Raw genomic sequence first — 14,123 nt, forward strand, 5'->3', positions numbered from 1 at the left:
GGGATGCGACGAAGGATGTGATGACCGTGACCGTGACCGCACCGGCGGAAGCCGAGAACTGCCCGTTCGAGCCGGACCCGCAATCGTCCCCGGTGGGGACCGGGCGAGGCCGGACGGCCCGCGAGTGGTTCGTCCAGAACGAGACGCCCCGGCCGATCTGGCTGAAGCACAACGGCCGCGAGCTCATCCTGACGCCGCTCGAATCGCGACTCTGGAAGGCTGAGCCGCCGGGTAGCGGACGGGCGCAGCCCGAGGACATCCACGAGGCGTTCCCGCAACTGCGCCGGCTCGTGGACCGGCGCCAGGTCGCGGTGTGCGACAAACCCCGGACCGCCGATGTCGACGCTCCGGTGGCGAGCTCGATCAGGGTGGCGGTGATCGTCGTTTTGGTGTGGCTGGTCTCCCTGTGGCCACTGCCGATGTGGTGGTGGTTGCGCATCGGCGCCGCCCTCGGGATCGCGCTGGTTCTGTGGTTCTTCGTGATGCTGAGCCGGCCGGCCCGCCGGGAGCGTAAGCGCAGCGCGTCCCAGACCGGCGGCACGGTGCGGCTGGTACGCCGCAAGGCCTGGTACAACTTCACCATGGCCATGGTGGTGGCCACCGGGATCCTCATCCCCGCCCTGACCCTCTACCTGGCCACCGACCTGCGCAACGTGGTTTCGTTCTGGCCCGACGGTTTTGCCATCGACACCTCCAAGCCGCTCGTCCTGGTCGGCCGGCTCATGCAGCTGACCTTCATCGCGGTGGTGGCGCTGATGCCGGCGCTGATGTACTTCCAGTTCGACGCGGAACGACTGAGCACCCTGCGGCAACGGTGGATCCAGAACGTGTTCCGCCTGGACCCGACCGTCTACACCCTGTCCGACGTGCGGGCGAAGTACGACCGGCAGCTCGAGGAGGCGTACGGGGTCGACAGCGGGCGAGGCCGGCTCACCCGAGGGCGCCGTTCGCCGATCATCGTCGCCACGCTGATCCTGGCCTTCGGCTGGCTGCTCATCATGCTGCGCGCGGGCGACGAGATCCAGGTCGGCCCCGGGGACAGCCTGTCGTTCCTGGTCCTGCTCAGTCCCGACCAATCGTTGGTCGCCTTCGCGTTCCTCGGTGCGTACTTCTTCTCGCTGCGCCTGGTGTGGCAGGGCTTCGTGCGATCCGATCTGCGGCCCAAGACGTACACCACGATCGCGGTCCGTGTGCTCGTGGTGGTGATACTCGCGTGGCTGATCGAGGCGGTCTCCAACGCGGCGGACAACTCCCAGCCGCTGTTCCTGATCGCGTTCACCGCGGGGTTCGTGCCGGACACCATTCTCCACCTGATCTGGGAAAAGACGCTGCGGCAGAAGGCCAGCGTCCTGAATCTGGACCAGCAGCAGCCACTGACCGAGATCGAGGGGATCGACCTCTACGAACGTACGCGGCTGTCGGAGGAGGGAATCACCAACGTGGAGGCGCTGGCCCACCACGATCTGATCGATCTGTTCTTCAAGACGCGATTCCCGGCGGCCCGGCTGGTGGACTGGGTCGATCAGGCCATCCTGGTGATGTACCTCGACGGCTCGGCCGGGGAGTCGGACTCGCCGAAGCGGTGCAACGCGGAACTACGGGTCGCCCTGCGCACGGTGGGGATCCGCACCGCCAGCGATCTGGTCGAGTTCAGCCGCCGGGGCGACGGCGAAGGCTCGGAACTGTGCATCCGCCGGGTGACCTCGCTGTCCAAGACGCTGGCACCGTTGCTGCCCGGAGCCGAGCGCCGCGGCCTGATCCAGCGGCTGCACGTGTTGAGCGAGGCGCTGGACCACAGCGAGTGGCTCGGGCGCATCGAGAACTGGCGTCGCAGCGACCTGATCGAGGCGGACCCGGCGCAGCGCCGCTGGATCGACGAGTCCGGCGATCTGCGGCGCGGTGACCCTCGCGTCACCTCCGCGCCGAGCCCGGCGGCCGGCATGAACGTCCAGCCCCGAACGGAGCGTACGGAGTTCCTCAATCGCGCCCATCCCTCCTCCCGCACCGGTCAGCCGACGCCGTAGGTTGACGGGGTCGAGGATGCTGGGTGCATGGAAAGGCGTCGAAGCCTGCCCCGGATGCTCGGCTACGCGCTGGCGGCGATGGTGCTCGCCGGCGTCGTGACTCGCCTGGTCACGCGGGACAGCGGCGCCGGCCGTTGGCTGATCGGGGTCGGTGGCAGCCTCGTTCTGCTCGTCGGTGTCGGGCAGACCGCGCAGGGCGTACTCATGATCTGGCGGTCCTGGCAGCTCAGGCTCCTCGGTGAGGACTCGTGGGCGGTGCTGGCCGACAAACAGGGCCGCGACGACGCCGATTCCAACACCTTCTGGACGGCACACGTGGAGGGCCCGGGCTTCGCCTGCGCCATCGACAACGGGGCGTGGGACCCGGGCCGGGTGGGCGAACGTGTCCTCGTTCGCCGGCACGTCGCGAGCGGCCAGGCCGAGCTGCGGCCGGCGCCGGCCCCGATGGGCAACCTGATCCGCGATATCGTCGGTCCGTTCGCCCTGGTCCTCGTGGCCGGCGCTCTCGCCGGGGTCGGTTTCGGGGTGCTGTGGGCCCTCGACCTCCTCGGGTCCCCGAGCGGTTGATCGGGACCCACAAGATGCGGACGGTCAGCGGGAGCTCATCACCGCGGCCGGGTCCATCCCGAGCGCGGTGAGTACGGCGCGCGCCGCGTTGCGACCGGGGCGCCCGCTCACGCTGCCGCCCGGATGGCTGGTCGAGCCGGTCAGGAACAGCCCGTCGATCCCGGTGGTGTAGGACGGCCAGCCGGCCAGCCACTGCCCGTCCGGCATGACGAACTCGCCGCCGTGACACGAACCGCCGAGGTTGTGGGTGTTGTGCGCGGCCACGTCCCGCGGCGACTCCGCCCGCATGGCGAGGATGTCGTCCGGCTCGAGGCCGCCGATCCGTTCGCGGACGCGGCGCACGATCTGCTCGGCGTACTCGTGCTTGGCCTGTGCCCAGTCGCGGCCGTCGGCGCGGTCCCACGGCGCGACCGTCAGGATCTTGAAGGTCCCGGCGCCGGCGGGCGCCCGGGAGGGGTCGACCACCGTCTGGTTCACGACCAGGAGCCACGGATCGGTCGCGTCGGTATCGCCTCGATAAAAGGCGTCGAGCTGGCGCGCTATCCCCTCGGTGCTACCCAGCCCGGCCGCGGCCGACTGGGTGGTCAGGTCCGCGGTCAGCGCGGCGTGCACGGCGAAGACGCTCAGCCCGGGCCGCCAGGCGGCGCGCGCGGCGGCGAGATCATCAGGCACCGCCTCTAGCATCAGGGGCAGCCGGGCCACGTTGCCGCTGCTGAGCACGGCACGCCGGGCGGCGATGCGCCGGCCGTCGGTGGTGTGCACCGCGACCGCCCGCCCGGCCCGCGTCTCGATCCGCTCGACCGCGGCATCGCACAACACCGCGCCGCCGCGTGCTTCGAGGAGACGGATCAGCGCGGCCGGCAGCGCCCCGGACCCGCCGATCGGCGTCGACCAGCCGAACCGCAGCCGGCCCGCGGTGATCGAGGACGGAAGGACGCCGGTGCCGGGCCGGCGCGGGTCCTGAATGGTCGCCAGGGACAACCACACCATCAGATCGCGTACGGCGGGATGCCCGAACCGCTCATGGATGACATCCCACGCCGAGCGCGCGCGCAATTGCTCGTACGCGTCATGGTTTGCCGGAAAGCCGGACGACCAACGGCCGTGAGCTGCCGCCAGGCCGCCGTTCCACTCACCCATCAGCTCGCGGAACGCCGAGGCGTCGGCCGCCGACCACTTGCCGATCTCGTCGGCCGTGGCGTCCAGGTCGCGGTGCACCACGATCGTCTCGCCGTCGGCGCGGGGCAGCACCACGGCCGGATCGGTGTGCACATAGCGCAGGCCCCACCGCGACAGCAGCCCGAGCTCGTCGTCGGCCAGCAGCGGGTTGGACTGGATGAGCACGTGCGCCGACGAGCACGAGTCGTGCGCGAAGCCGGGCAGCGTCAGCTCCTCGGTGATCGTGTTCCCGCCGGGCCGGTGGCCCGCCTCCAGCACCAGCACCTGCAGGCCGGCCTCGGCGAGGTAGGCGGCACTCACCAGGCCGTTGTGTCCCGCGCCGACGACGACTACATCAGCCTCGGTGGCGGTCGAAGAAGTCGACGATGACCGAAAGGGCTTCTCGCTGGACGGCATCGGGCTCACCCTCCGGATAGATGTAGCCGTGGATGTCGTGGCTCCACGAACGCCATTGCGCGTCGGCCCGCTTCTCGGCGAGCAACTCGTAGGTGAGCCGGAAGATGCCCTGCAGCTCGTCCTGCTCGCGGCCCAGCACCAGGACCGGGATGTCGACGCCGTCGAGCCGCCGGGACACCTCCTGTGGGTCGGTGATCGCGCGGCGGGCCCGTTCGACGCTGCGCATCTCGAGGGTCTCGATGTCGCGCAGGCCGTCGGCGACGGTGACCTTCTCGTCGTCGTGCAGGTTCAGGGTGAGCAGCTCGTGCGAGGCGGGCTCGGCGGCGACGCCGGCCCGGAGCAGGCCGTGGTACTGCGAGAGCAGCTTGAACAGCATCTCGCCGGCGTGGCTGACGCCGAGGTGGAACAGCCGGTCGCCGTCGACGCCGGGCAGCTTGGCCACATGCCGGAGGATGGCGACCTCGTCCTCGTACTCCAGCGGCGCCCGGCTCATCAATTCCATGCCTTGCCGTACGTCGGTGCGCAGTTTTCCGCCGGTCTGGTAGCCGAGCTCGACTTCGGTGCGGTAGCGCGCCCACGCGCACGCGTACCCGGCCTCGAGCAGCACGTCGGTGATGTAGCGGAAGCGGTGCACCCGGTCGCGCAGCCATTCCATGCCGCCACCGCCGTTGCCGTAGGCGACGAACACGAACGGGTGCGGTCCGTCGCCGGCCGGCATGCGCAGCGCGTACGGCGTGTAGAGGCCGTCGAGAGTCTCGGCCAGGAAGTAGTCGGCGAGGTCGTCGGTTTCGATCCGCATGGGCAGTCTCTCCGCAATCGATTGCGACTCGATGTCCTCGGACACTAGGCCAGCAATCTCCGCGAAATCAAGACACGGCGACAAACGATTGCGTACGGCGGATCGTGCGTTGCCGGGCGGTCGGTAACATCGTCGGCATGGCGACGCGGCTTGTTCAAATCAACATGAAGGCTCGGGACGACTCCGCGCTGGGCGGTTTCTGGGCGGAGGCGCTCGGCTGGGCAGTCTCCAGCGAAGGACCCGGCGTGACCAACCTCGAACCCGAAGGCTTCGTCTATCCCGACCCCGTCGCCGTCTGCATCGACCTCGTCGCTTCCCCGGAACCCAAGACGGTGAAGAACCGCGTGCACATCGACCTCGCCACCACCTCAGCGGCCCATCAGGCCGAGGTGGTCGAGCGCCTGGAGGGTCTCGGCGCAACGCTCGCCGACATCGGCCAGGGCGATGTCCCGTGGACGGTCATGGCCGACCCCGAGGGCAACGAGTTCTGCGTGCTCGACTCGCTCTACCAAGACACCGGCCCGATCGCCACCGTCGTGGTCGACTGCGCCGATCCGCGTGCCATGGCCCGCTTCTGGGGCGAGGCCATGGACTGGAGCCTGCACAAGGTGACCGATCACCACGCGGTCCTGCGCTCCGCCAAGGGCGTCGGCCCCTATCTGCAGTTCCTCCGCACACCCGACGTGAAGACCGTGTGGAACCGCGTCCACCTCGACATCCGCCCCTACCCCGGCGACGACCTGGAGGCCGAGGCGGCCCGACTGCAGACTCTCGGCGCCACCGCCATCGACCTGGGCCAGAGCGATATCCCGTGGAAGGTCCTCGCCGACCCGGAAGGCAACGAGTTCTGCCTCCTCGCCCCGGCCTGAGCTGAGGTCAGCCGGTCAGCCGGCGAGCTGGTCGCGGCGGCGGGTGAGGTAGGCCCGCTCGGCGGCATTGCCGGCGAGACCGATGGCCCGGTCGTACGCCGCCCGCGACTCGCCGACGCGCCCGAGTCGCCGCAGCAGGTCGGCGCGGGCGGCGTGGAAGGCGTGGTAGCCGTCGAGGGCGCCGGCGAGCCGTTCGATCTCGGCGAGCCCGGCCTCGGAGCCGACGACCTCGGCGACCGCGACCGCGCGGTTCAGCCGCACGATCGGCGAGGGGTCGATCAGCGCCAGGTGGCCGTAGAGGGCGACGATCGCGGACCAGTTGGTGTCCCGGGCGGACGGGGCCTCCGCGTGGACCGCGTTGATCGCGGCCTGCAGCTGGTAGCGCCCGGCTGGGCCACGGCCGGCCGCAACCGCCTCGATCCGCTCCCGGACCAGGGCCCTGCCCTCGGCGATCATCGTGCGGTCCCATGCGCCGCGGTCCTGGTCGAGGAGGGTCACCAGCTCCCCGGTACGGGACACGCGCGCCGGTCGCCGGGCGTCGGTGAAGAGCATCAAGGCAAGCAGTCCGGCTACCTCACCGTCGTCCGGCAGGAGAGTCCGGAGCAGGCGGCCGAGGTGGATCGCCTGGTCGGTCAGGTCGACGCGCAGGAGGTCGTCCCCTTCGCCGGCCAGATAGCCCTCGTTGAAGATGAGGTAGACGACCGCGAGCACGCCGGCGAGCCGCTCGCGGATGTCGTCGGCCGAGGGCACCCGGTAGGGAATGCGCGCCTCCTTGATCTTCACCTTGGCGCGCGTGATTCGCCGCGCCATCGTGGTCTCCTGCACCAGAAAGGCGCGGGCGATCTCGGCGACGGTGAGGCCGCCGAGCAGGCGCAGGGTGAGCGCCACCCGGGCCTCCATGGCGAGCGCGGGGTGGCAGCACGTGAAGACCAGTCTGAGCCGGTCGTCCTCGACCGGGCCGGTCGGCTCGGGAGGGGTGTCGTCGTACATCATGCGGGCCGCCTGGTACTTGGCGTCGCGCTGCGACTCGCGACGGATCCCATCGATCGCCTTGCGGGTCGCGGTGGTGGCGAGCCAACCGCCGGGATTGGGCGGTACGCCGTCGCGCGGCCACCGCTCTGCCGCCGCCACGAACGCCTCGGCCGTCGCGTCCTCGGCGACGTCGAGGTCGCCGAAACGGCGCGCGAGGTCAGCGACCAGCCGCGCCCACTCCTCATGGTGGGCATGGGTGATCGCCTGCTCGGCGGTGGAACCGGTCACTGCTCCGGCAGCAGCGGGCTCATTTCGCCCCGGCGCTGTTGCGCCGGGACTGCCCCGGACCTCGGAGCCGGTGCACCTCTTGCGGCCAGTCGAGCGTCGTTGAAGGTGATCAGATACTCGGTCATGGCCGTCTCCCTTCGCACACTAGTTCCACGAACGGCTGCGCCCCGATACGACACCATCCCGGAGATTACCGACGATCACCATTTCGTTGCCTTCGGGGTCGGCGACCCGCCAGCGATCCTGCGACTCGTCAAGGAGCCGGCCACCGGCTGCGACGGCCGTGGCGAGGCGCGTCTGCGCGAGGTCCGACGGCACAGCGACCTCGAAGTGGATGCGGTTGCGCTGCCGGCGTCGCTCCGCATCCGAAGCGTCGAGCTCCTGGAACACCAGCACCGGGTTCAGCCGCCGCGGATCGTGGATGTCGCTGACCCCGGCTCGCCGGTCATGGGTGTATCCGAGCGCGGCGACCCAGAACGCGCGGACCGCGGCGACGTCGGCGGCGTCGAGGAACAGCTGAGCGAAGCGCGGCAGCCCCGGATCCGCCGTGGCCCCGAGTTCGCGGGCAGCGGTCTGCAGGTTTCCGGCGAGGTCGGTGAAGTCGAGCTCGAGGCCGTGGGCGTCGCCCTCCCACTGGTCCTTGCCGCTGTCGATGATCACGAGCCCGGGACGCAGGTCGACCAGCAGCGGGAAGCCGGCGTCGTCGGCCAGCGCCGCCGCGGCGGTGGCCAGGTCACGCTGCTGCGCCGGCGAGGTGATGCGGTAGCACGCCATCGCGCTGAACACCGCCTGCCAGTCGGCTGTCCCGATCTTCTCGCCGAGCACCTCGCCCGGCACCAGGTCGACCTCGTTGCCGTCGGGGTCACTGTGACAGACCCCGTACGGTCCCGATGCCTCACCGAGATTCGCCTGCTCGACCGCCGCGGCCGGCCGCACCACGTCGAGGTGGATGCGGTTGCGCAACGGCCGTGGCTCGGTCGACTGCCGGATCCGGATCGCGGGGTCGCGCCGCAACGGATCCGCCAAACCGCCGTCCTCCCCGGGCGCGTAGTCGAGCACGCGCTGCCAGAACCGGCCCACCACCGACGGGTTCGCGGATTCGAACACGACGCTCAGCTGCTGCAGCACGGCAGGGTTCGCGGCCAGCCCGAGATCCCGCGCGGCCGCCGACACCGCCTCGGCGTGCTCGCCTGAGTCGAGGCGCACCCGCACGCCTGTCGAGCGCAGGTCGACCACGATCTCGGCCGACAGCTCCACGATGCGCCCGGCCAGCACAGCCCCCTCGACCAGCGAAGGCGCGTCGAACCAGGCCGTCGCAACGCCGTCGACCGCCCGCCAGTCAGTTCCGATCCCTGTCATGCCCGGCACTGTATTGCCCATTCCGGACGATCTCCTCCCGGATAGTGATCACGTCCCGGCCGGGGCACCGATGGACGCCATCGGCACTGCCCCGCGGAATGGTGGGGTTGAGGGCTGATCTTCGATGTCTACGCGCCGCTGTCGATCGCGGCGGGGTCAGTATCGCCGCTCGGGTTGAGTTGGGCCATGAAACCCACGGAGACGCAGCGGCGTTCGCCTGACTGCCACTCGCCTGACGCCGGGCTCGAGCCCAGCATGGATCCGTTCCTGGGGTTCGTCATCGGCCGTAACCCGCGTGCGGCGCTGGGAGTCCCTGTATGACTGTCATACGATAACGGCGACGTGTCGTGGGTGAGGGAGATGACATGGAACTGGTTGCGGTCGTGACAGGGGCGGCCCGGGGCATCGGCCGTGCGGTCGTGGTCCGGCTGCGGGACGCGGGCTATCGGGTCGTGGCGGCCGACGTGTCGCCCGCGGTCGGTGACCTTGCCGAGGCCGGCCGGGTGGTGCCGGTCGTCGCCGACGTCACGGCCGACGATGCGCCCGCGGCCGTGGTCGGGCGGGCCGTCGCGGAGTTCGGGCGGCTGGACCTGCTGGTCAACAACGCGGGGCGGTTTCTGCGGCGGCCGCTTCTGGACACCGGCGACGCCGACTTCGACCTGCTGTTCGGCATCAACGTGCGCTCGGTGTTCCGGTTCACCCGGGCGGCGCTCCCGCATCTGATCGCCGGCCACGGCTGCGTCGTCAACACCGCCTCTATCTCGGGGCTCGTCGGGGTGACCAACCAGAGCGTGTACGCGATGACCAAGGGCGCGATCGTCCAGCTCACCCGGCAGCTCGCGATCGAGTGCGCCCCGCTCGGCGTACGCGTCAATGCCGTTGCCCCGGGCGCGGTCGACACCGAGTTCATGGCCGAGGCCCGCGCGGCCGACCCGGATCCGGCGGCCAGCCTGGCGGTCACCTTGAGCAACCATCCGATCGGGCGGATGTCCACGCCGGACGAGGTGGCGCGGGCGATCGTCTTTCTCGCCGCGCCGGAGTCGGCCGGCATCACCGGTACGATCTTGAGCGTGGACGGTGGCTATGTCGCCCGCTGACGACGATCGGTACCAGGTGACGATCGTCAAGTACGGCGCCCGCACGACGGTGCGCAGCGACGTCTACCTCAACTACCACCTGTACGGCGAGCCGGACGGCCCGATCGGCATGGACTACTTCTTCTGGGTCGTCCGTAACGCCGCGCGCACGATCGTGGTGGACACCGGCTTCTCGGCGGCCGGCGGCGGCCGTCGGAAGCGCACCACCTTGATCGAGCCGGCCGCGGCGTTCGACGCGCTCGGAGTGGACCGGCAGGCCGGGCCGCCGGTCGTGGTCACCCACGCCCACTACGACCACATCGGCAACCTCGATCTCTTCCCGGCGTCGCCGCTGATCATCGCGGGCGCGGAGTACGACTTCTGGACCGGCCCGTACGCGAACCGCGTGCTGCTGCACCACTCGGTGGAGGACGCGGAGATCGACCACCTGCGGCAGGCCGACGGCGAGGGCCGGTTGCGCACGTTCGATGGTGACCTGGAGCTGGCGCCGGGCGTGCGGGTGATCCAGCTCGGCGGCCACACGCCGGGGCAGAGCGTGGTGCTGGTGAAGACCGCCGCCGGCCCGGTGCTGCTGGCCTCCGACGCGGTGCACTACTACGAGGAGTACGAGCGGAGCATGCCGTTCAGCCAGGTCTCCGGCCTGGTCGACATGTACGCGGGCTTCGAGCGCATCCGTGGCATGGTCGCCGTCGGCGAGATCGAGCACCTGGTGTCCGGGCACGACCCGGACACCCTCGGGCGGTTCACGCCGGTGACGGGGGAGCTAGCCGGCCTGGCCGCCACCATCGGATAGCTCCATCTCCTCGAGGAGGATGGGCGCGGCCGCGGTCACGGCGTGGATGCCGAGCACCGAGGCGATCTCCATGACCTCGAGGATTTCGCGCGCGGTCGCCCCGTGCCCGATGGCGTTCTCGATGTGCAGTTTGAGCCCTCTGACGTACAGGTGGGTGGCGGCCGTGTCGAAGGCGATGTAGACGAGCTCCTTGAGCTTCGGCTCGAGGGTTCCGGTCCGCCAGGGCACGGACGAGAATTCCGTGTACGCCGTGAACAGGTCCGGGTCGAGTTCCAGGATCTCGTCCCAGAACGGGTGCCAGTAGCCGCGCGTACGCGTGAAGTCGTCTTTGATCTTCTCCTGCGCCGGTGTGAGGGGAGCCGGACCGGTGCGCAGGCCCTTCTCCTCGAGCACCTCGACCAGGACCGGCACGCCGATGTTCATCGCGTGGATGCCCAGGGTGGCGGTGAGCTCGAGCACCTCCATGATCTCCTGCGGGGTGACGCCCAGTTTGAGGGCGGCCTGGATGTGCTGCCGAACGCCGGGCAGGTACATGTGGGTGGCGTTCGCGTCGATCGCGATGTAGATGAACTCCTTGACCTTCGGGTCCAGCACCCCGTTCCGCCACGGCACGGCCGAGAAATTCAGGTACGCCAGCAGAAAATCAGGATCGAGCCGGAGTACGCCTTCCCAGGTGTCGCTCCACGTGCCCCGTACGCGGATGAACTCGTTCTTGATCTCTTCCGGGGTCATCGGGGATCCTTCCGCAGCCAGTTGACGATCTCGGTGTGGTCGGCGCCGGCTTCGAGGGAGTCGGCCGCCCGGGCCCACAGCTCGGTCGCCGCCTGCCCCAGCGGATCCCGCGTGCCCACCTGCTCGGCGAGGCTGGTGGCGATGCGCATGTCCTTGACCATCAGTCGCAGGCCGAAGCCCGAGTCGAACGTGCCGGGCAGGATGAAGTTGGGCCACTTGTTCTCGGTGGAGCCGCTGCGGCCGCTCGAGCTGTTGAAGATCGACAGCATGAGTTCCGGGTCGAGGCCGAACCGCTCGCCGGCCAGCATCGCCTCCGACGTGACCAGCAGGTGGGTGGCGGAGAGCAGGTTGTTCAACGCTTTGACGGCATGGCCGCTGCCGACCGCGCCGGCCCGGGTCGTCGTGCCGAGGCAGGCCAGGATCGGCTCGACCCGTTCGAGGTCGGCCGGCTCGCCGCCGGTCATGATGGTCAGCTTCCCGGTGCGCGCGCGGGCGACGCCGCCGGAGACCGGGGCGTCGACCAGCGTGAGGTTCCGGGTTTTCAAGGCGGCCGCCAGTGCCCGGGTGCGCAGCGGCTCGGACGAGCTCATGTCGACGATGATCGCGCCGGGCTCGGCCGCTTCGGCTTCGGCGAGGTCGCGGACGGCCGCTTCCACGATGTCGGAGTTCGGGAGCATCAGCACGATCTCGCGGGCACCCCGGACCGCGCTTGCCAGGTCGTCGGCGGCCGTCCCGCCCGCCTCGGCCAGCGCCTGGCGGGCCGCCGGCGCGAGATCGTAGCCCTGCACGCGGTGGCCGGCCCGGACCAGCCGGGCCGACATGGGACCGCCCATGTTGCCGAGTCCGATGAAGGCGACGGTCATTCGGTGACCTCCTCGGCCCACCGCGTTGCGCCCAGCGAGATGGCCGTGTGGGTCATGAACGAGTCGGCCGCGGCGCCGTGCCAGTGCTTCTCTCCGGGCGGCACCCAGACGGTGTCCCCGGCCGTGATCTCGCGCGGCTGCTGATTCGCGGTGCAGATCAGGCCGCGCCCGGCGAGCACCTGCAGGATCTGGCCGTTCTCGTGGGTGTGCCAGAAGGTGCGCGCGCCCGGGGCGAAGAAGACCGTGGTGATGACGGTCCCGTCGGTGGCGGGCAGCACCGGGTCGAACCAGGCTTCCCCGGTGACGTTCGCAGGCCGCTGTTCGGACGGGCCCCGGCCCCGCACGATTCTCATGGTTTCTCCTGAAGGCGTACGCCGCCGGAGAGGTCCCCGATGGCGTCGACGACGGTGTTGCTGATCTCGTCGGCGTACCCGAGCGCCCGCGCCATGCCGAAGCTGGCCACCGGCCCGGCCGCGTTCAGGCTGGCCACGCCGAGCCTCGCGGCCAGCTCGACGTAGAGGTTCACGTCCTTGAGCATCAGGCTGTTGGTGAGCCCACCCTCGAGGTAGTCGCCGTGAATGATCTTCGGGAACCGGTTGAGGGTGGCGAAGTTGACGCCCGAGCTCGCGTTGAGCACGGCGAGCAGCACATCGAGGTCGAGCCCGGCCTTGCGGCCCGCGACCATCACCTCGGCCGTGGCCGACAGCGCGATCGCGTTGAGGAAGTTGTTGAGCAGCTTGACCGTGTGCCCGGCCCCGCTCGGTCCACAGTGGAACACCTGCGCGGCGAACAGGTCGAGCACCGGGCGGGCGAGGTCGAGCGTGTCCAAGTCGCCGCCGACCATCAGGGTGAGCGCGCCCCTCTCGGCTGCCGCGGCGCCCCCGGAGATCCCCGCATCGAGATACGCCGCTCCCTTTTCCGAAAGCCGCGCATGGATCCGGGTGGTCGAGTCGGGCGCGGCCGTGGACAGGTCGATCACGATGAGGCCCGGCCGCGCGTGGGCGAGCACGCCGTCGTCGCCGAGCACCACCGCCTCGACGACGTGGCTGTCCGGCAGCGACAGCAGCACGATGTCGCTGCCGTCGACCACCTCGCCCACGGACCCGGCGGTCGTCGCGCTGGCCGCGGCCACGTTCGCCGGGCGGACGTCGTAGCCGAGCACCGGCCGGCCGGCGCGCACGATGCAGGCGGACATGCGGCCGCCCATGTTGCCGAGTCCCGCGAAGCCGATCCTCATTTCAGGAGCAGCCCTTCCGCGTTCGCGCCGAACATCTGCCGGATGTCCGCCTCGGGGAGCCCGGCGTCCAGCAGCCCTCGGGCCGTGCGGCGGTACAGCGTGACCGGGAGCGGGTTCGTCTTCTGGCCGGAGTCCGACGAGATGATCGTCTGCCCGACGCCGACCTCCTTGATGAAGGTCAGCAACTCACCGAGATCGCGGCGCCGGGCCGGCTGGCCGTAGTACATGATCGCGCAGTGCTCGATGAAGACGCCCTGCTTCGCCCAGGCGACGGCCTGCTCGACCGAGGCGCCGACGACGAAGACGGGGTGGTTGACCACGATCCGGTTGACGCCGGCCTCCAGCGCGGCGTCGATCAGCGCCGACGACTCGGTGATGCCGAGGTGGCCGCAGGTCAGCACCGCGTCCTCGGCCGCGATCACCGAGAGGATGTCGCGGACCTCGGGCAGCACGGCGCCGCTCTCGTCGAGGATCGTGATGATCTCGTTGTCGCGCAGGTCGACCTCGGGCGTGGGGAAACCGGAGTCGTGGTCCTCGTGGTGCTTGACGTGCGCGGCCGAGGACAGCGTCGGGAACCAGACCATCCGGCCACCCATACGAAGAGCCAATTCGACCGCGTACGGGTTGAGGCCGCCGACCGTGCGGTTGAGCGCGATCCCGCCGTACACCTCGGTGGACAGCTCGGCCAGGCCGGTCGCGCGCAGGGCGAGGATGTCGGTGACCATGCTGTGGTGGTGGGACTTGGCCACGATCGCCCGGAAACCGAATTCGGAGGCGTCGCGGGCCGCGTCGAGGATGCTCATGCGCCGCGGGAACGGGCTCGGGCCGGGGTGCTGGTGCAGGTCCACGGCGCCGACGAGCAGCGCGTCGGCCTCGGGGTCGGGCACGAGACGGTCTTCGTCGGCCGACGGGTTGAACGGGTAGTCGACTGTGGTCACGCTGATCTCC

15 protein-coding genes are annotated in these 14,123 nt (G+C 70.2%); 5 read left to right on the forward strand and 10 right to left on the reverse strand.

The annotated features are described in order from the left end of the window. Positions 1–20: 20 nt before the first annotated feature. Entirely contained in the window at positions 21–2,024 is a 2,004-nt protein-coding gene (locus tag ACIA5D_RS28860; RefSeq protein ID WP_396033416.1) for a hypothetical protein, read from the forward strand. Between the two features lie 27 nt (positions 2,025–2,051). Next, positions 2,052–2,591 carry a hypothetical protein gene (locus ACIA5D_RS28865; RefSeq protein ID WP_396033417.1) on the forward strand — a complete coding sequence of 180 codons (540 nt, stop codon included), beginning with the start codon at positions 2,052–2,054 and terminating at the stop codon, positions 2,589–2,591. A gap of 24 nt (positions 2,592–2,615) precedes the next feature. On the opposite strand, the gene ACIA5D_RS28870 is transcribed toward ACIA5D_RS28865, so the two are convergent. Next, positions 2,616–4,166 (reverse strand): phytoene desaturase family protein, encoded by a 1,551-nt coding sequence (locus ACIA5D_RS28870; protein WP_396033418.1) that lies wholly within the window; start codon positions 4,164–4,166, stop codon positions 2,616–2,618. Beyond that, on the reverse strand, positions 4,105–4,965 hold the full coding sequence (locus ACIA5D_RS28875; protein WP_396033420.1) for an alpha/beta hydrolase family protein: 861 nt from the start codon (positions 4,963–4,965) through the stop codon (positions 4,105–4,107). Before ACIA5D_RS28875 ends, ACIA5D_RS28870 begins: the two co-directional genes overlap by 62 nt. 137 nt (positions 4,966–5,102) lie before the next feature. Between ACIA5D_RS28875 and ACIA5D_RS28880 the strand changes: the two genes are divergently transcribed. Further along, positions 5,103–5,834 carry a VOC family protein gene (locus ACIA5D_RS28880; protein WP_396033421.1) on the forward strand — a complete coding sequence of 244 codons (732 nt, stop codon included), beginning with the start codon at positions 5,103–5,105 and terminating at the stop codon, positions 5,832–5,834. A 15-nt stretch (positions 5,835–5,849) separates the two neighbouring features. On the opposite strand, the gene ACIA5D_RS28885 is transcribed toward ACIA5D_RS28880, so the two are convergent. The 3 genes from ACIA5D_RS28885 to ACIA5D_RS28895 are packed head-to-tail and all read right to left on the reverse strand — an operon-like array spanning position 5,850 to position 8,453. Continuing rightward, positions 5,850–7,094 carry an RNA polymerase sigma factor gene (locus ACIA5D_RS28885; protein WP_396033422.1) on the reverse strand — a complete coding sequence of 415 codons (1,245 nt, stop codon included), beginning with the start codon at positions 7,092–7,094 and terminating at the stop codon, positions 5,850–5,852. Then, positions 7,091–7,219, reverse strand: a complete 129-nt coding sequence (locus tag ACIA5D_RS28890) for a hypothetical protein (protein ID WP_396033423.1) — start codon at positions 7,217–7,219, stop codon at positions 7,091–7,093. The genes ACIA5D_RS28885 and ACIA5D_RS28890 overlap by 4 nt, the downstream gene beginning before the upstream one ends. A gap of 19 nt (positions 7,220–7,238) precedes the next feature. Continuing rightward, positions 7,239–8,453 carry a VOC family protein gene (locus tag ACIA5D_RS28895; protein ID WP_396033424.1) on the reverse strand — a complete coding sequence of 405 codons (1,215 nt, stop codon included), beginning with the start codon at positions 8,451–8,453 and terminating at the stop codon, positions 7,239–7,241. Between the two features lie 365 nt (positions 8,454–8,818). On the opposite strand from ACIA5D_RS28895, the gene ACIA5D_RS28900 reads away from it, so the two are divergent. Then, a complete protein-coding gene (locus tag ACIA5D_RS28900) occupies positions 8,819–9,550 on the forward strand; it encodes an SDR family NAD(P)-dependent oxidoreductase (RefSeq protein ID WP_396033425.1) in 732 nt (243 codons plus the stop codon). Next, a complete protein-coding gene (locus tag ACIA5D_RS28905; RefSeq protein ID WP_396033426.1) occupies positions 9,537–10,343 on the forward strand; it encodes an N-acyl homoserine lactonase family protein in 807 nt (268 codons plus the stop codon). Before ACIA5D_RS28900 ends, ACIA5D_RS28905 begins: the two co-directional genes overlap by 14 nt. Here the strand turns inward: ACIA5D_RS28905 and ACIA5D_RS28910 are convergent. From ACIA5D_RS28910 to ACIA5D_RS28930, 5 genes are read right to left on the reverse strand one after another with little or no spacing between them, the layout of a single operon-like run. Further along, positions 10,314–11,075, reverse strand: coding sequence for a carboxymuconolactone decarboxylase family protein (locus ACIA5D_RS28910; protein WP_396033427.1), 762 nt, complete (start codon positions 11,073–11,075; stop codon positions 10,314–10,316). The genes ACIA5D_RS28905 and ACIA5D_RS28910 overlap by 30 nt on opposite strands. After that, complete coding sequence (locus ACIA5D_RS28915; protein ID WP_396033428.1) at positions 11,072–11,938, reverse strand: NAD(P)-dependent oxidoreductase; 867 nt, start codon at positions 11,936–11,938, stop codon at positions 11,072–11,074. Before ACIA5D_RS28915 ends, ACIA5D_RS28910 begins: the two co-directional genes overlap by 4 nt. Then, positions 11,935–12,291 (reverse strand): cupin domain-containing protein, encoded by a 357-nt coding sequence (locus tag ACIA5D_RS28920; protein WP_396033429.1) that lies wholly within the window; start codon positions 12,289–12,291, stop codon positions 11,935–11,937. Before ACIA5D_RS28920 ends, ACIA5D_RS28915 begins: the two co-directional genes overlap by 4 nt. Next, the gene (locus tag ACIA5D_RS28925; protein WP_396033430.1) at positions 12,288–13,175 is read right to left on the reverse strand and encodes an NAD(P)-dependent oxidoreductase; all 888 of its coding nucleotides are present in this window, start codon (positions 13,173–13,175) and stop codon (positions 12,288–12,290) included. The genes ACIA5D_RS28920 and ACIA5D_RS28925 overlap by 4 nt, the downstream gene beginning before the upstream one ends. Next, on the reverse strand, positions 13,172–14,113 hold the full coding sequence (locus ACIA5D_RS28930; RefSeq protein ID WP_396033431.1) for a DUF6282 family protein: 942 nt from the start codon (positions 14,111–14,113) through the stop codon (positions 13,172–13,174). Before ACIA5D_RS28930 ends, ACIA5D_RS28925 begins: the two co-directional genes overlap by 4 nt. Positions 14,114–14,123: the final 10 nt, after the last annotated feature.

It is taken from the genome of Actinoplanes sp. NPDC051513 (assembly GCF_044454685.1).
Classification (GTDB): domain Bacteria; phylum Actinomycetota; class Actinomycetes; order Mycobacteriales; family Micromonosporaceae; genus Actinoplanes.